We start from the raw sequence: 15,675 nt of genomic DNA, 5'->3' as shown, positions 1-15,675 counted from the left end.
GGGGGCCTTACGGTCCATCTTTAAAACAATAATAAGATATCTATATTCAAAGCCCCCTTAATCGGGGGCTTTTTTATTGTAAAAGATAAAAGATTGGTAACCCAGAAAAACTGCTAGTAAGTATAAAAATTATGAATAGAAAGAAAGATTAAATGATGGAAGTTGTTAGGTACGTATCCCAAGGGAAGACCGCAGTTATATGCTCTTCTCAGGAGGATATTGAAAAGGTGGCGCGCTACCTTAAGATGAAAAAAATCGGATTTAAGTTATTTATTCAAGACAGTAAATTGAATAAGAAAACCGACATAGAAGAATGTAACTGCCTAATTTATGACAATGAGGTGAAAATACATGGGTATTTAGGAAACTTTAGTGTGACATCCGAAATAAACGGGAAAAAGTATGGACAAAAATTCGATTTAATTTTAGATCTGAGAAGAATAAACATAAAGGAGAAATTGTTTCCTCCTGGGTATTTTGTTGTAGACAACAATAGAGTTTATGAAAAAATTACTGAGTTAAAACGCTGGGAGGGCGTATTTGAAAAGCCAAAATATTTTAATTATGAAGCGAATTTATGTGCACGAAATAGTAGCATAAATGCAGGTTGTAGTCGGTGTGTTAGCGTTTGTTGTACTGAGGCAATAAGTATCGGAGAGCAAAGTAGACATATAGAGATAAACCCATATCTGTGTCAGGGTTGTGGTGATTGTAGTAGCGTTTGTCCCACAGGCGCCATCAATTTACAGAGGTTCGATAGAGCCTCATTATTAAATGAAATAAGAAGCGTGCTAAGTGAGAAAAAATCGAAAATTGTGCTGTTTGATATTAAGAGAATCAGTTTTGACGAGGAGATGTTGCCCAATGTTTATCGTATTGAATTACATAGCTATGGAGAGTTAGGGCTTGATATTATTCTTTCATGTTTTGCTTATGGTGCAACGGAAATATTAATACACAAATATGATGATCTAATGTGGACTACTATCAAAAATATAAGTGAACACATTGATTGGGCAAATAGAATTATGGGGATGTTAGGTTATAACAAACAAATTAGGTGGATAAAGCACATTAATGAGTATGTCCATGATAAACCAGAAGTGGCCGATAATTATGAGGTGGCAACCTACGCCGGCTTGCATGAAAAAAAGGAATCTATCAGATTGGCATTAGATTTTTTAATAAAAAAGGCGCCAATTCAAGGGGAAAGGATTGATATGCCAAATGGCGCGCCATTCGGAACAGTTATAATAAATTCAGATAAGTGCACGCTATGTGCTGCTTGTGTTTCATTGTGTCCAACGGATGCCCTGCAAGCCAGCAATACTACACCGGAAATAATGATAATTGAAGAAGAATGTGTTCAATGTGCGGTGTGTGCGATTGGGTGCCCAGAGGATGCTATATCGTTGGTGCCGAGTTTAAATTGTGATGTGGAGGATTTGCGTACGAAAAAAGTGCTAGTGTCTGATGAAATGTTTCTTTGTAGAGAATGTGCAAAGTCTTTCGCGTCTAAAAAAATGATAACTGGAATTGCAAAGAAGATGGCAAAGAACCCAGCATTTAAAAGCGGTCTAGTAAATCTTTTGTATTTGTGTGAGGATTGCAAAATAAAATATTATGCGAAAACAACTAACGAAAGATGAGATAGATCTGTTTCGTGCTGATACCTATTTGATTCTGGCAAATTTATTTTATGAAACCCCAGCGGAGAAAATACTTAAATTGCTTAGATCAGGCAACTATAGTATTAATACTAGGGATCCATGGGTGGAGTGTTGGGCAGAATTGGTAAATGAGACTCGAAAACACAACGAGAAAGCCATCAAAAAGGAATTTCACAAGTTATTTATCGGAGTCAATCGTGGGGAGTTACTGCCTTATGCTTCATGGTATTTAGCAGGTTATTTGCACGAAAAGCCACTTATGGAATTAAGATCAGAGCTAAGAAGTCTGGGTATAAAAAGCTCTGGAACAAGCCCTGAACCTGAAGACCATATTTCCATGCTATGTGAGGCTATGTCTATATTGATAGAGAATAGAGAGGCAAAACAGAAACTATTCTTTTTTAAATTTATTTCTACATGGGTCAATACATTCTTCGAAGATGTGATTAGATCACAATCATCTAATTTTTATAGGGCTGTTGGTAGTTTTGGGAAGAAATTTATTCTTACAGAACAACAATACCTGAACATAGATAATTGATTTCATCCTTCAGCGGCTCTTATTTTTTCATCAGTAAGAGAGAGGAATTTTTTTAAATTGCCTTTTACAGTCTTTTTTGGTATGACCAACGCGAGGTTGGTATCTAGATAGATAAAGGCATAACGTTTAGTAGACTCTACACTCATGATATCTTTCCACGGAATTCGAGTTTCTTTGTTTTCCTTGACTTGTAACAAAGTTTGAGGCTCTATAACTAATTTAATTCTTCCTAGCGCACTCTTTTTTTCTTCTTCATTATACAAGCCCAAAGTTTGACGGCGAATATTCCATTTTATGATTAAGGGTGAAATGTAGTGCCAGGCAATGGCGATAATGCCAATATAAATAGCAGCTAGCGTATTTCCGAAAAAAAACCACATAAAAAATGCGAGCAAGGCCATGATGGCTGGTAAAACAATCTGTTGGCGTCGCAAGGTTTTTTGATAGTGTTCTTTATCTTGCATCTGGTGTTCTGTAAAAGCAGTCAAATCCTGTTCACGCAATTCGTACTCTATTTCATTCATAGTAGTTAAGGCTATTTTTCCGATTATTTTTTTAAAGAGCAAAGATTATACTTTATTAAGTAAAGCGCTAATTTATTAATCTTTTTTGTTGAATAAAAACAATAACATAGTGAGGATGATCTTGTTAAAAATAGTAAAAATGTACTGATGCAGGCAACTGAAATGTAAGATCCTTGATGAGTAGGTGGGGGATTTGTTAGCCCCACTGTTTCTTTGTCTATTAGATTCAAAGCACGGTAGAAGCTATGTGGCATGGTGGTCTGAATTGTAAATGCAGGATTAGAATATTTGGAATGATGAAAAGTTCGTCACCATGATCAGTTCATCCATACAGGCACAAAGAGGAAGCTACAAAGTACTAACGCTTATTGCAGCTAGGGTGAAATTGTGAATACTAGGACAATGTTCGAAACTACAGCGGCATACATCCATCAAGGGCCCTGCAAATGATAAAACAGCTATGTTGGGAAGTAAATTGGCTAAGAAAAAGCAAGGACCTTAATTTTTAAGATGCAACATTTGGAAGTTCAAGATACATCCACTTGCTACTAAAACACAGCGATTTGCTTATAAAAAGTTTTAGCTATCACGATTGATGGGCCGTGCTGGATTCGAACCAGCGACCATCGCATTAAAAGTGCGGTGCTCTACCAACTGAGCTAACGGCCCCTTGCCAAAGTCTAAATATAATAAGCTATAATTTTAAAATTGCAAGCCAAGTGCATCTCTTTGCTGGGGTTAATGGGGGGTTCAGTTGTCCTTGTTTACCATACAAACTACTCCAATCGTGGGTTCCGATAAACTTGCTTGCAAATCAAGGGTGCTGCAATGGATGTGCTAACCAATCAATCTATAACCCCCAATTCGGCAATTCAGTCGTATTTGCTCCAACCCTGTATTGTCCCTTTACATTGTAAGGTTCAGCACTATGATTGGGGGGATTATGAGTTTATCCCAAGGTTGTTGGGGATTAAAAATACGTCCCATAAGCCCTATGCGGAATTGTGGATAGGTGCGCATCCTGATTTGCCTGCGGATGCAGTGATTGACGGCATCAAGGTTCCTCTCAATCGATTACTAGCGCGGCAACCTGAAAATTTGTTAGGCCCGAGCATTGCAAAACAATTTTCAGGAGAACTTCCCTTTTTAATGAAAATTCTGGCTGCCCGTCAGCCTTTGTCAATCCAGGTTCATCCTGACAAGAAACAAGCTCAAATAGGGTTTGAGCAGGAAAATCGTCTTGGTATTCCCCTTGATTCTCCGCGCCGGAATTATCGTGATCTTAGTCATAAACCCGAATTGCTCTGCGCTTTGACCCCCTTTTATGTACTGCGTGGTTTTCGTCCGCTGGAGGAAATTACGAAGGTACTGGAATCGATTCCGGAGTGGAAGGGGTTGCGGGAAGCATTTCAACCCACCGAAGAAGGCTTGAAATCTTTTTATTCTCATCTCATGACAATGCCTCAAGAAGAGGTGAATGAATATCTATCGCCCTTAATTAATCGTTTGCGTCAACAAGGTGAATTTCCAAAATCCAGGTTGGAGTATTGGCTCCTCAAGGCAGATGAACTTTATTCGTCGGCCGGCCGCAAGGATCGCGGGTTGTTTTCGTTTTATCTGCTTAATTACTTTTGCCTCCAGCCCGGTGAAGCCATATTTTTACCTTCAGGTGTGCTACATACCTACCTGGGCGGTGTGGGCGTCGAGATTATGGCCAATTCCAATAACGTCGTCCGCGGCGGCTTGACCAAAAAGCATGTGGATGTCCCGGCATTATTGGAGATTGTTAAATTTACCGCAGAAGCGCCTGAAAAGATGCTTCCTGTCACTAGGAGCGGCCTTGATAGCTACCCCGTGCCAGTAGAAGAATTTGTCTTGCGCCGTTTGCCGTTGCCAGCCGGTGGAACATTTGAAATGGAGACATCCTTTTTTCATTTGGCGATTGTGTTGCAGGGCAGTTTAGAATTGACCACTGAAACCAAAACTTTGACTTTTCATCGAGGCCAATCATTTTTGGCACCCTACGGCAAAAGCTACCGAGTTCACGCGCAGACTGATGTGGAAATCTTTATCGGGAGTTGCCGTCAATAGCGCATAAAATTGAAAAAACGTTTATTAGGCCAGTTTCTCTAAAGAGAGCAACCCCTCGCGCCGCATCTTTTCCTCCAATAAAGCTAGCTCCTTTTCCCTTTCCATACCAGCAACCGCATGGACTTTACCCCCCTTTAAGAAATAGGCAATGAAGTCATGTTCATTAACATTGCCATTGGTTTGGATCTCGTCCCATTGTTGAGCATGGCCAAGATAGTGCAATGTGATTCCATATTGGCGAGTCCAAAAATAGGGTACGCCGCGGTACGATTGATTGCTTCCAGCGGCATTGCTGCCAGCAATCCGCCCGTGTTGAGCGGCAACCCGCCAGTGTTCGATGCGGATCGTATCACCCGTGCGCCAGTCGGGAAAGCGTGCTAAATCTCCTGCGGCGTAAAGATTGTCGGCCGCCTTTAGCGAATCGTCCACAATGATGCTTCCATCTTTGGCTTTGTTTACCCCGCTGACAAAATCCGTGGCGGGTTGAACGCCCACGCCGATGACGACTAAATCCACATTGATCTGACTTCCGTCGTCCAGAACCACTTTTTGAACATGGTCTTGTCCTGTAAAGGCTTGAACCGTGCGGCCTAAGCGAAAATCAACCCCGTGTTCCTGGTGTAGCTGACAGAGCATGGCGCCAATCTCAGTCCCTAGAATGCGCTCGAATGGGATGGTTTCCGGGGCAATGACGGTTACTTTCAGCCCTTGTTTAAGCAAACTTTGAGTCACCTCCATGCCAATGAAACCAGCGCCAATGATAACAGCCTGTTTAGCCGATTGCGCTGCTTCAGACAGTTTTTGCGCTTCAGGTAGGGTATGCAAAGAGAAAATTCCTGCCAGCTCAATACCGGGGATGGGCAAGTGGCGCGCGACCGCGCCAGTGGCGAGGATGGCGCTGTCATATTGGATGACCTCGCCACCATCTAGGGTGACGGTTTTGTGATTGGCATCCAATTGATTTACCTGCTCGCGAATTACCTCGATTTCCCTCTCCAGGTAAAAATCTTCTGTGCGCAGAGGCAGCCAAGCCTCGGAAGCTTCTCCGCTGAGATAGCCTTTACTCAATAATGGGCGGTCAATAGGGGGGAACTCTTGTGTGCCCGCAGCCCAAACAATACGTCCACCGAATCCTTGGTCGCGTAGAGATTCCACAGCATAAGCGCCGGCGCAACCGCCTCCCGCTACCACGCAAACCCTGTCATCGCCAGGCTGGCGGCGAGGGGGAGAAGCAACGCTCTGTTCTTCCGGAATGGTGACCCAGATTTCATCATTTTCGACCCGCACTGGGTAGACAGGTATGCCATCCAGGCCAGGCGGTTCCAGCAGTTTTCCCGTGCGAATGCTGAAACAGGCATGATGCCAGGGGCAGATGACGCGATCATCACATAAAGCGCCGGCTGCCAAGGGGGCCTCATAATGGCTGCAAAGGGCGCCCAAAGCATGAAAACCCTCATTTGAACGAACTAGGAGTATAGCAGTGCGGCCTGCTTGGACTTGTTTCATTTCTCCAGGGGAAAGGTCCTTGGTTTTGGCAACTTGATATTCGGCCATGGCGTTTACCTTTATAAAGTGTTAAGTCAAAGTGCAGCCCGTCCAGGCAGGCGGGTCGCTAGCGGGAAAACTTTCTTCCAGAGCCACGTCTATCTGCTGATCGTACTGGCGGCATTGTTCGAAAAAACGATCGGCAAGCGGCATAAAGTCGACGGCTTTTACCACGGGCCATACTTCGGTGTGTTGGTGGCCAAGTGAGCGCATGACCATGGCGGCTTGGATAGCGGCGGAATGATCCGGAGCATCTATGAAGTACAACATATCGTAGGGACCTAGCAGAGCGTAACCTGCACGAATGCTGACTTCAGGTGCCAGAGCTTGCATTTTGGCCTCAAGACGGCGGCCAAGGTCACTGAAAGAATACAGGGTTTCGGAGCTGAAACGGCAAAGTACGATATATTCGGCCATGGAACACCTCCTGGGACCGAGGGTGATAGATTTCGATTATCCTTACTCTTCTGAGAGACTGCAACCTGCAAGATGATAGCTTTAACTGATTGATTAGGCTAAAATATGCAGTTTCATGGCGAATATTATATTCGCTCCTTGCTTTACTGCGTGAAGCAGAAAGCTGTTAATCAACCGTAAGGAGCTTAACTTATGAGACATTACGAAGTTGTATTTCTGGTGCACCCGGACCAAAGCCCGCAAGTGCCTGCGATGCTGGAGCGCTACCGGAGCATGATTGAAAATGATGGCGGTAAAATTCACCGCTTGGAAGATTGGGGGCGCCGGCAGCTGGCCTATTCCATTCAGAAGTTGCATAAAGCGCACTATATTCTGATGAATATTGAGTGCGATCAAAAAACCATTGACGAATTGCAAAGCCACTTCCGCTTCAATGACGCCATTTTACGTGATTTGTTCATCCGCCGCGATGAAGCGGTAACCGAGCCATCGCCCATGGCTAAGGCGATGGAGTCAGAGCGTAGGCCGGAGCCGGTTGCCGCGCCAAAAGAAGCCGTGGACAACGCCGAAGACATTCCTGAGGAAATCGCTGTGGATGAGCCGGTTTCCGAAGGCGGCGACGAATCCGTTCCGCAAGAATAATTCAACGTAAAGAGGTAGTTAAATGGCACGTCAACAATTCAGAAGACGCAAATATTGCCGGTTCACGGAAGAAGGCATTAAAGAAATCGATTATAAAGACCTTGCCTTGTTGCAGGACTTTATTACCGAAACCGGAAAGATCGTCCCAAGCCGGATCACTGGCACCAGCGCGAAATACCAGCGGCAATTGGCAACGGCGATCAAGCGGGCGCGGTATCTTGCCCTGTTGCCCTACTGCGACGCCCACAAATAACGCCGGTTTCAACCATCCTTCCATGCGCTTTCTGGGCGAAATCATTATGCGTGGCCGCATGGCGGCCATTGCCGTTGCCGCTACCACGCTGTTACTGTCGTTAATACTGCCGCCCCTGAGCCTGGTGGCAGCGGCGGCAGTCGCCTTGGTAACATTGCGCATGGGATTCCGGGAAGGGCTGAATACCTTGGTAGCCAGCACGCTGGCGGCGGGTCTGCTGGGAGCGACGGTACTGGGTAACTTCATGTTGCCGGCCATGTATGGCTTGATGTTGTGGTTGCCCACTTGGGGGATTGCTCTGGTGCTCCGGCAAAGCCGGGATCTTGGATTGACGCTTGAAGTTGCCACCATCGCCGGTGTTATCGGAACATTGCTTTTTTTCGTTCTGCATCCAGACCCGACTGCCTTTTGGTATCAGCGCCTGGAGCTGGTACTCAAACCACTATGGGAAAATGCAGGGATGGCAATGGATCCAGCCAAGATGGAAGCCCAACTTACCCTCATTGCCCGTTATCTGACTGGCGTGATGGCGGCGGGAATGGTATCCAGTTTGGCGTTGAGCATATTGCTGGCCCGTTGGTGGCAGTCCCAACTCTTCAATCCTGGCGGGTTTCGTGAGGAATTTTTGCGGTTGAAGCTGCACCGCCCCTTAGTCTATATCACGGTAGCTTTTGTGGTATTGGCTTTCCTCGTGCAAGGCAAATTTTCCGATACGGTCAACAACACGCTTATCGTGTTGGCCATTCCTTACGTGGTGGCGGGGACTGCCATTTTGCACGCCATCTTTGTTTCCCGGGGGCAGCGGGCGTTATTGATTGGTATGTATGTTTTGATGTTTTTTATTCCCCACATCTTTTTGCCAATTGCCGTGGTCGGTTTGGCGGATGCGTGGGTGGACTGGCGCGCCAGGTTTGTGTTGGCTTAACAAATTCAACTTTTGAGGTGAAGTAACGATGGAAGTCATATTATTGGAAAAAATCGCCAATTTGGGTGATCTGGGTAGCCGGGTCAATGTAAAAAATGGTTATGCACGCAACTACTTGATTCCACAAGGTAAGGCCGCCCGGGCGACGCCTGAGCGTATCGCCGAGTTCGAAAAACGGCGCGCGGAATTGGAGAAAAAGGCGGCGCAGTCCTTGGCTGAAGCCAAGTCACGAGCCGAGAAGCTGGAAAGCTTGGAAGTGGAAATCGTGCAAAAAGCAGGACCAGAGGGCAAGCTTTACGGTTCCGTGGGCACCCAGAATCTTGCCGAAGCGATTACCGCTGCGGGTGTGGAGGTTTCCCGTCAGGAAGTCCGGTTGCCGGAAGGGCCATTGCGTCATACCGGTGAATTCGATGTTGAATTGCAATTACATCCCGATGTGACCGCGACCGTCAAAGTCATTGTCCGTCCAGAATAATCCAACCCAATAGCGTGGCGGGTCTGTCAAGGCCCGCCACCATTCTCAATAATGCGCGTTGTTTATACCGCGCTTCTTTATATTGCCCTGCCTTTTGTTTTCGCCCGTCTGTTGTGGCGAAGCCGGAAGATACCCGAATATCGAAGGCGTTGGAACGAGCGTCTTGGATGGTATTCAAGTCGTTCAAATATTCCAAAATCAACATATGCCTTATGGCTGCATGCGGTTTCCGTGGGGGAGGTGGAAGCCGCGCTTCCCTTGGTTCATGCCCTGCAAAACCGCTATCCACAATATCAAATAGTGATCACCACCACGACGCCGACCGGTTCCAGCCGCGTACGTTCGATGTTTGGAGAAAGCGTGTGCCACGTTTATCTCCCCTATGATCTGCCTGGTCCTGTCCATCGGTTTTTGACTCACTTTCAGCCAATGCTGGCCATGATTATGGAAACAGAACTGTGGCCTAACTTGTATCTTGCCTGCCGGGGAAGGAAAATTCCCCTGATTCTGGTCAATGGGCGGATGTCGCCCCGCTCATATCGGGGATACCAGAAAGTCCCAGGATTAATACGGGAGACATTGGCCTGTTTTCATCATCTGGCCGTACAAACCCGGCAAGATGCCCGAAGGTTTCAGGCCCTGGGGGCGGCGCCTGAAAAAATTACCGTGACCGGCAATCTCAAGTTCGACGTTGAATGGCCCGTGAAACTGGCGGAAGAAGCGGCGGCTTTCAGAACAAAATATTGGCCGGAGCGCTTAATTTTAATAGGCGCCAGCACCCACGAAGGGGAAGAGGTGGCTTTGGTAAAGGCCTACCAAAAATTACGGAAAACCTGCCCAAATTTACTGTTAATCCTGGCGCCGCGTCATCCGGATCGGATAGCTTCCGTGGTTCAGCTTTGTCAGAAGGCTGGATTCACCCTGGCGCTTCGAAGCCAAAAAGATTGTCGGGGAGACGAGGATATTTTTCTGCTGGACACCTTGGGAGAATTGAAATTATTTTATTCATTGGCGGATATCGCCTTCGTCGGTGGAAGCTTGGTGCCGGCGGGTGGGCATAACGTTTTAGAACCGGCCAGAGCTGGCGTGCCGGTATTGTTTGGCCCATACATGACCAATGCGCCAGAGGTTGCACAGGGACTGGAACAGGCAGGTGGCGGCATAAGAGTGGACGGTGTGGATTCGCTTACCCGGGAAATCAGCCGGCTGCTGGGCATCGCAGAAACACGGCAGCAGATAGGGCGGCGCGGACAGCAATTCTTGCTGCAAAATCAGGGTGCCCTTGAGCGCACATTAGGATTATTAGCGCTGCTGCTTACTCCTGCCCGGAGGAGGCCCTAATGATAAATGTCACCGGCCCATCATTGACAAGACTGACTTGCATGTTCGCGCCAAAGCGGCCTGTCTGAATTCTGGGATATTGTTGACAAATCTCATCTACCAGTGCCTCGAAGAGTCGTCTGCCGGTTTCCGGATCAGCGGCGGGGGTGAAGCTGGGCCGGGTGCCTTTGCGGGTATCGGCGGCGAGGGTGAATTGGGATACCAGTAGCAGTTCACCGTCAATATCCCTGACACTGAGGTTCATTTTGTCTGCTTCATCAGGGAAAATCCGGTAGCTCAGCAGCCGCTGGGCCATGCGTTGCACCTGGGCTTGGGTGTCACCTTTTTCTACCGCCGCCAAAACCAAAATGCCACGGCCGATTTTCCCCACAGTCTCCCCGGCAACCGTAACGCAGGCCTGGTTGACCCGCTGGATCACAGCAATCATGTATCAGTCTTTTCCTGGGCTTTCTGCACCAAATTGAGCATCTCCATGGGTAAGGGGAAAACGATCGTGCTGGAGCGGTCCCCGGCAATTTCAATCAAGGTTTGCATGTAACGCAACAAGATAGCTTGGCGTTCCTTGGACAAGGTATGAGCGGCCACCTGGAGTTTTTCCGCCGCTTGCATTTCCCCTTCGGCGTGGATGACTTTGGCGCGGCGTTCCCGTTCGGCTTCCGCCTGGCGGGCGATGGCGCGGATCATGCTCTCGTCCAGATCCACCCGCTTGATTTCCACGTTGGCCACCTTAATGCCCCAGGCGTCGGTTTGGGTGTCTAGGATAGCCTGAATGTCGGTATTGAGCTTTTCCCGCTCGGCCAACATTTCATCCAGTTCGTGCTGCCCCAATACCGAGCGCAAGGTGGTTTGGGCGAGCTGGCTGGTGGCCTCATAAAAATTCTCTACCTGGATAATCGCCTTGGCGGGATCGATGACCCGGAAATAAACCACGGCATCCACCCGCACGGAAACGTTATCCCTGGAAATCACATCCTGGCGGGGCACGTCCATCACCACGGTGCGCATATCCACCCGCACCATCCTTTGGATAAAGGGGATGACAATGATCAGCCCCGGCCCTTTAACCTTGTAAAACCTCCCTAACAAAAAAATCACGCCCCGCTCGTATTCCCACAGAATACGGATAGCGCTGAGCAGAAACATCAACAATAAAATGACGACGACAATTAGCGCGTTCATGGGTTTTCCTCCCGATGTGGTGTGACGTAAAGCGTTAATCCATCAATCCCGGTAACTTTGAGCAGGTCTCCCTTGCGAACGGGACGGTCGGTGATAGCGCGCCATCGTTCGCTGTGGAGCCGTACCCAGCCTTCGGCTTCGAAGTCCTCTAATGCTTCGGCGGTTTGATTGAGTAATTCTTCCTTGCCGGTGACCACTGGATTATGCCGGGCCTTGATCACCATCCCCAGGCCCATGATGAAAAGCAAGGCGGAAGTAGCGGCGAAGGCGAGAATCAGCTCCAAATGGATGCCAAAGCCGGGTACAGAGGTATCGGTGAGCATAATGGAACCCAATGTGAAAGCGACCACGCCGCCGATGCCCAAAATGCCAAAACTGGGGACAAAGGCTTCGGCCACCATGAGCGACAGCCCCAACAAAATGAGCGCCAGGCCTGCATAATTGATGGGCAGCACTTGAAAGGCAAACAGCGCCAGCAGTAGGCAAATCCCGCCCAATACCCCCGGCACCACGGCGCCTGGGTTGGAAAACTCGAAAATCAATCCGTAAATTCCAAGCAGCATCAAGATATAGGCAATATTGGGATTGGTAAGCACCGCCAGCAACCGGCTGCGCCAGTCCGGTTCCAACCGCTCCAGCACCAGGCCTTGGGTTTTAAGCTCGATCTCTTGCCCCAAAACAGTTACTTTGCGGCCATTGAGTTTTTTGAGCAGATCGCCAATATCGGTAGCGATCAGGTCGATCACATTTTTTTCCAAGGCCTCTTCAGCAGTGAGGGTGGCGGCTTCGCGCACCGCTTTTTCCGCCCATTCGGCATTGCGGCCGCGCATTTTCGCCAAGCCTTTAATATAGGCGACCGCATCATTAATCATTTTCCGCTGCATTGCCCCGCCCTTGGGTTTGGATTTTTCTTTATCCTGCTTGTTATCGTCACTGCCGGGTGTTTTGGGGGGCGAAGGGCCGGGCCCTGCGATTTGTACCGGCGTGGCAGCACCCACGCTGGTGGCAGGGGCCATGGCGGCGATGTGAGCGGCATAAAGAATATAAGTACCCGCACTGGCGGCCCGCGCCCCACTGGGGGCGACGTAAGCGACAACCGGTATCGGCGAGGCAATGATTTGTTTAATGATGTCGCGCATGGCCAAATCCAGGCCGCCTGGCGTATCAAGCCGTAGAATGATTAAGCGGGCCGAGGACTCGATGGCGTGATCAAAGCCGCGTTTGACGTAATCCGTGGTTGCCGGTCCAATGGGGCCTTCTATCTCGAGCTGGATTATTTTTCCTTCGCTTTCTGCCCAAACGGGCATCGCCGACAGAAAAACCAGGATTAAAAAAAAGGAAAACCGCCAGTGTTTCATTTACCACCTTCGGTCAGTCTATTTCACCCATAGCCTACGCGCTTGTCATGGTGCAAGCAAGACAGCCTTAGGCGTTACAGGTAAATATGCCAAATGGAATATAAACGAAGCGAATTATTCCAAACTAATCTTTCCTTATACACATAAAACAAAATAGAATATGCATATCCGTTTATGTGATAACGGAGATCTCTATAAAAAACGAAATGTCCAGAGGTACGGCTATGAAAAATACAATTAAATTAACGGTAATCAGTGTTGTGATGATGCTGTCAGGGGTTGCCTGCTCCACTAACCAACCACGTGGTGATGATGATCTGGCAAAAGCTGCCGCCGAGCTACAGCAATCGAGGACGGTGGCTTATCATCCCATCCGTCCCTACAACAAGACCTTTAATCCCAGGCAAAAGGAATATCCCAATCATTTGGGATTTAACGATCTGCACATACAAGCAGTTCGTCATTTACCCGGTGGGGAGGCGGACCCCCGCAAACTTCATCATGTGGTGCATCATCATTGTAAGGGTTACAACGATGGCACTTTCGTTTGCTTGATGTTCCATAATGGAATGAAGGATCAAGACAAGCCCATTGGCTTTGAGTACATTATTCCAACCGCGATGTTTGAGCAATTGCCGGAGGAAGAAAAGCAATATTGGCACTATCATAAGGTGGAAGTGCCTTTGGCAAAAGCAACCTTCCCGGATTTGACCCCGGAAGAAGCCGCCAAGTTATTGCCGGCCATTAATGAAACCTATGGCAAAGTCATCTACATGCAGCAACCCGACGACAAGCTTCCTTTAAGGCAACCTTATATTCTGGATGTCCACAGCATGCCGCGCGTGGATTGATAGTCTTTTCCAATGCAAAACGCCTGGTTTTGGCCGGGCGTTTCTATTTTTGTAAAGGAGTTCAGATGATTAAAGCCTTCATTGGATGGATAATATTGTTTGGACCAATGACCCTGATGGCAGCGCCATTAGGACTTCCGGAAGTTACTGTCCCGGCAGATAATCCCCAGTCCGCGGCTAAAATAGAGCTGGGCAAACAGCTATTTTTCGACAAGCGATTGAGCGCCGATGGCACCGTCAGTTGCGCCAGTTGTCATCAACCAGAGCGTGCTTTTACCGACGGCCGGCCTACGGCGGTGGGAATAAGAGGGCAAGTGGGTCCGCGCAATGCACCAACGGTATTAAACGCCGCATTTTACACATCGCTATTCCATGATGGTCGGGCCGATAGCCTGGAAACCCAGGCCCTTGGTCCCTTGACCAACCCCATCGAGCATGGCTTGAAAAACACTCAACCCATTTTGGCATTACTGCGAAATGACCCTGATTACCGTCGTCTATTTCAGTCCGCTTTTGGTGAAGCGCCTGAAAAAGCCCAACCTGAACATATCGGCAAAGCGATAGCCAGCTATGAAAGAACCTTGGTCTGTGGCAATACGCCTTTCGACCGTTTTCTGTATGGGGGAGATGAGACCGCGCTATCTGAGAGCGCCCAACGCGGCTTGAGGATTTTCCGCCGTAAAGGAAATTGTGCCAATTGCCATGAAATTGGTCTGAATCACTCTCTTTTTACTGACAACCGGTTTTATAATTTGGGCGTGGGGTTCGAGCGGCTCAAGGGCAAATTTACTCAATTTGTCAGTGCTTACAAACAGGCGACAGCAGGAAATCAAACCGATCCTGCGGCTGTATATAATGAACGGGAACGTTCCGAGTTGGGTCGTTTCCTGGTCACTGGAGAGGTTGCTGATATTGGTAAGTTTCGCACTCCCACCCTGCGTAACATCAGTCTGACTGGTCCTTACATGCATGATGGCAGTCAGAAGACGCTGGAAGACGTGGTGGAATATTACAATCAGGGCGGCGAGAAAAACCCGTTTTTGGATCCGGCAATCTACCCTTTGCATTTGACTGAGCAGGAAAAGGCCGATCTAGTGGAATTTTTGAACTCTCTGAGCAACCCCGCTTGCTTATTTCGCCCGGGCCGGTTTCCAAATCCCGGGGAAATATAATAATTCATTTTATTCGCAGCAGCCGCAAGCCGTTGGCCACCACCAGCAGCGACGCCCCCATGTCCGCGGCCACCGCCATCCACAGGGTCGCCTGCCCCAGAAGCGCGAGCACCACGAAAACGGCCTTGACCCCGAGGGCGAAGGTGATGTTTTCCCGCACGATCCACAATGTACGGCGGGCGTGGCGCACCAGCCAGGGGAGGTGACGCAGATCGTCGCTCATGAGGGCGATGTCGGCCGCTTCGATGGCGGCGTCGGAACCGATGGCGCCCAGGGCGATGCCGACATCCGCCCGCGCCAGGGCCGGGGCGTCGTTGATGCCGTCGCCGACCATGGCGACCGCCCGGTATTCCCGGGCCAGGGCTTCGACGACGCGCACCTTGTCCTCGGGCAGCAGTTCGGCGTGGACTTCCTCGATCCCGAGATCCTGGGCGATGCGTTCGGCGACGCGGCGGTGATCGCCGGTGAGCATGGCGCAGCGGATGCCGAGACGACGCAGCGCCGCGACCGTGGCCTTGGCTTCCGGGCGGGGCGTATCGCTGAGGACGATCAGTCCCAGCAGCCGGGCGTCCTGACCCAAAGCGACGACGGTACCGACCTCGGCTTGGGGCGGCAATGTCAGGCCCTCGGGCCAGTGCGCCACCCGCTCCCGCGCCAGTCGCGGGGAGCCGAGCCAGTAACGCCGGCCGCC

Annotated in this window: 16 protein-coding genes, 1 tRNA gene and 1 pseudogene; 10 read left to right on the top strand and 8 right to left on the bottom strand. The window is 49.0% G+C overall.

The window, feature by feature from the left end; all coding sequences use genetic code 11:
• Positions 1 to 152: 152 nt before the first annotated feature.
• Entirely contained in the window at positions 153 to 1,649 is a 1,497-nt protein-coding gene (locus AXA67_05480; protein KXJ41502.1) for a hypothetical protein, read from the top strand.
• Entirely contained in the window at positions 1,624 to 2,211 is a 588-nt protein-coding gene (locus AXA67_05475; GenBank protein ID KXJ41501.1) for a hypothetical protein, read from the top strand. Before AXA67_05480 ends, AXA67_05475 begins: the two co-directional genes overlap by 26 nt.
• Before the next feature lie 2 nt (positions 2,212 to 2,213).
• Here the strand turns inward: AXA67_05475 and AXA67_05470 are convergent, their stop codons facing one another.
• Both AXA67_05470 and AXA67_05465 read right to left on the bottom strand, forming a co-directional pair.
• Positions 2,214 to 2,735: a hypothetical protein gene (locus AXA67_05470; GenBank protein ID KXJ41500.1), complete on the bottom strand. Its 522-nt coding sequence runs from the start codon at positions 2,733 to 2,735 to the stop codon at positions 2,214 to 2,216.
• 593 nt (positions 2,736 to 3,328) lie between these two features.
• A tRNA-Lys gene (locus AXA67_05465) sits at positions 3,329 to 3,404 on the bottom strand.
• A gap of 159 nt (positions 3,405 to 3,563) precedes the next feature.
• Between AXA67_05465 and AXA67_05460 the strand changes: the two genes are divergently transcribed.
• Positions 3,564 to 4,826, top strand: a complete 1,263-nt coding sequence (locus tag AXA67_05460; protein KXJ41499.1) for a hypothetical protein — start codon at positions 3,564 to 3,566, stop codon at positions 4,824 to 4,826.
• 24 nt (positions 4,827 to 4,850) lie between these two features.
• On the opposite strand, the gene AXA67_05455 is transcribed toward AXA67_05460, so the two are convergent.
• Both AXA67_05455 and AXA67_05450 read right to left on the bottom strand, forming a co-directional pair.
• Complete coding sequence (locus AXA67_05455) at positions 4,851 to 6,380, bottom strand: NAD(FAD)-dependent dehydrogenase (GenBank protein KXJ41498.1); 1,530 nt, start codon at positions 6,378 to 6,380, stop codon at positions 4,851 to 4,853.
• A 21-nt stretch (positions 6,381 to 6,401) separates the two neighbouring features.
• Positions 6,402 to 6,788 (bottom strand): hypothetical protein, encoded by a 387-nt coding sequence (locus AXA67_05450; GenBank protein ID KXJ41497.1) that lies wholly within the window; start codon positions 6,786 to 6,788, stop codon positions 6,402 to 6,404.
• Between the two features lie 192 nt (positions 6,789 to 6,980).
• On the opposite strand from AXA67_05450, the gene AXA67_05445 reads away from it, so the two are divergent.
• From AXA67_05445 to AXA67_05425, 5 genes are read left to right on the top strand one after another with little or no spacing between them, the layout of a single operon-like run.
• Positions 6,981 to 7,430, top strand: a complete 450-nt coding sequence (locus AXA67_05445) for a 30S ribosomal protein S6 (protein KXJ41496.1) — start codon at positions 6,981 to 6,983, stop codon at positions 7,428 to 7,430.
• A 22-nt stretch (positions 7,431 to 7,452) separates the two neighbouring features.
• On the top strand, positions 7,453 to 7,683 hold the full coding sequence (rpsR, locus tag AXA67_05440) for a 30S ribosomal protein S18 (GenBank protein ID KXJ41495.1): 231 nt from the start codon (positions 7,453 to 7,455) through the stop codon (positions 7,681 to 7,683).
• A 22-nt stretch (positions 7,684 to 7,705) separates the two neighbouring features.
• Positions 7,706 to 8,608 carry a hypothetical protein gene (locus tag AXA67_05435; protein ID KXJ41494.1) on the top strand — a complete coding sequence of 301 codons (903 nt, stop codon included), beginning with the start codon at positions 7,706 to 7,708 and terminating at the stop codon, positions 8,606 to 8,608.
• Positions 8,609 to 8,636: 28 nt separating this feature from the next.
• The gene (gene rplI, locus AXA67_05430) at positions 8,637 to 9,083 is read left to right on the top strand and encodes a 50S ribosomal protein L9 (protein KXJ41493.1); all 447 of its coding nucleotides are present in this window, start codon (positions 8,637 to 8,639) and stop codon (positions 9,081 to 9,083) included.
• A gap of 51 nt (positions 9,084 to 9,134) precedes the next feature.
• On the top strand, positions 9,135 to 10,424 hold the full coding sequence (locus tag AXA67_05425; protein KXJ41492.1) for a hypothetical protein: 1,290 nt from the start codon (positions 9,135 to 9,137) through the stop codon (positions 10,422 to 10,424).
• Here AXA67_05425 and AXA67_05420 read toward each other — a convergent pair.
• Genes AXA67_05420 through AXA67_05410 form a run of 3 tightly spaced genes read right to left on the bottom strand, consistent with a single transcriptional unit; the run spans position 10,399 to position 12,961 of the window.
• The gene (locus AXA67_05420) at positions 10,399 to 10,851 is read right to left on the bottom strand and encodes a D-tyrosyl-tRNA(Tyr) deacylase (GenBank protein ID KXJ41491.1); all 453 of its coding nucleotides are present in this window, start codon (positions 10,849 to 10,851) and stop codon (positions 10,399 to 10,401) included. The two genes, AXA67_05425 and AXA67_05420, sit on opposite strands and share 26 nt — an antisense overlap.
• Positions 10,848 to 11,603, bottom strand: a complete 756-nt coding sequence (locus AXA67_05415; protein KXJ41490.1) for a hypothetical protein — start codon at positions 11,601 to 11,603, stop codon at positions 10,848 to 10,850. Before AXA67_05415 ends, AXA67_05420 begins: the two co-directional genes overlap by 4 nt.
• A complete protein-coding gene (locus AXA67_05410) occupies positions 11,600 to 12,961 on the bottom strand; it encodes a serine protease (protein KXJ41489.1) in 1,362 nt (453 codons plus the stop codon). The genes AXA67_05415 and AXA67_05410 overlap by 4 nt, the downstream gene beginning before the upstream one ends.
• 224 nt (positions 12,962 to 13,185) lie before the next feature.
• On the opposite strand from AXA67_05410, the gene AXA67_05405 reads away from it, so the two are divergent.
• Entirely contained in the window at positions 13,186 to 13,812 is a 627-nt protein-coding gene (locus AXA67_05405) for a hypothetical protein (protein ID KXJ41488.1), read from the top strand.
• 107 nt (positions 13,813 to 13,919) lie between these two features.
• A complete protein-coding gene (locus AXA67_05400) occupies positions 13,920 to 14,984 on the top strand; it encodes a cytochrome-c peroxidase (protein ID KXJ41503.1) in 1,065 nt (354 codons plus the stop codon).
• Positions 14,985 to 14,988: 4 nt separating this feature from the next.
• Here the strand turns inward: AXA67_05400 and AXA67_05395 are convergent.
• Positions 14,989 to 15,675: pseudogene (locus AXA67_05395) on the bottom strand (hypothetical protein).

Source organism: Methylothermaceae bacteria B42 (assembly GCA_001566965.1).
Lineage (GTDB): Bacteria > Pseudomonadota > Gammaproteobacteria > Methylococcales > Methylothermaceae > Methylohalobius.
The sequence above is the reverse complement of the archived record's forward strand: the minus strand, read 5'-3'. Positions and strand labels throughout refer to the sequence as shown.

What these genes read in the sequence shown, in the direction of transcription:
- AXA67_05455 (KXJ41498.1), bottom strand. Translation starts at nt 6,380, where the DNA reads ATGGCCGAATATCAAGTTGCCAAAACCAAGGACCTTTCCCCTGGAGAA.
- AXA67_05450 (KXJ41497.1), bottom strand. Translation starts at nt 6,788, where the DNA reads ATGGCCGAATATATCGTACTTTGCCGTTTCAGCTCCGAAACCCTGTAT.
- AXA67_05480 (KXJ41502.1), top strand. Translation starts at nt 153, where the DNA reads ATGATGGAAGTTGTTAGGTACGTATCCCAAGGGAAGACCGCAGTTATA.
- AXA67_05445 (KXJ41496.1), top strand. Translation starts at nt 6,981, where the DNA reads ATGAGACATTACGAAGTTGTATTTCTGGTGCACCCGGACCAAAGCCCG.
- AXA67_05415 (KXJ41490.1), bottom strand. Translation starts at nt 11,603, where the DNA reads ATGAACGCGCTAATTGTCGTCGTCATTTTATTGTTGATGTTTCTGCTC.
- AXA67_05460 (KXJ41499.1), top strand. Translation starts at nt 3,564, where the DNA reads ATGGATGTGCTAACCAATCAATCTATAACCCCCAATTCGGCAATTCAG.
- AXA67_05470 (KXJ41500.1), bottom strand. Translation starts at nt 2,735, where the DNA reads ATGAATGAAATAGAGTACGAATTGCGTGAACAGGATTTGACTGCTTTT.
- AXA67_05420 (KXJ41491.1), bottom strand. Translation starts at nt 10,851, where the DNA reads ATGATTGCTGTGATCCAGCGGGTCAACCAGGCCTGCGTTACGGTTGCC.
- AXA67_05475 (KXJ41501.1), top strand. Translation starts at nt 1,624, where the DNA reads ATGCGAAAACAACTAACGAAAGATGAGATAGATCTGTTTCGTGCTGAT.
- AXA67_05435 (KXJ41494.1), top strand. Translation starts at nt 7,706, where the DNA reads ATGCGCTTTCTGGGCGAAATCATTATGCGTGGCCGCATGGCGGCCATT.
- rplI (KXJ41493.1), top strand. Translation starts at nt 8,637, where the DNA reads ATGGAAGTCATATTATTGGAAAAAATCGCCAATTTGGGTGATCTGGGT.
- AXA67_05400 (KXJ41503.1), top strand. Translation starts at nt 13,920, where the DNA reads ATGACCCTGATGGCAGCGCCATTAGGACTTCCGGAAGTTACTGTCCCG.
- rpsR (KXJ41495.1), top strand. Translation starts at nt 7,453, where the DNA reads ATGGCACGTCAACAATTCAGAAGACGCAAATATTGCCGGTTCACGGAA.
- AXA67_05425 (KXJ41492.1), top strand. Translation starts at nt 9,135, where the DNA reads ATGCGCGTTGTTTATACCGCGCTTCTTTATATTGCCCTGCCTTTTGTT.
- AXA67_05410 (KXJ41489.1), bottom strand. Translation starts at nt 12,961, where the DNA reads ATGAAACACTGGCGGTTTTCCTTTTTTTTAATCCTGGTTTTTCTGTCG.
- AXA67_05405 (KXJ41488.1), top strand. Translation starts at nt 13,186, where the DNA reads ATGAAAAATACAATTAAATTAACGGTAATCAGTGTTGTGATGATGCTG.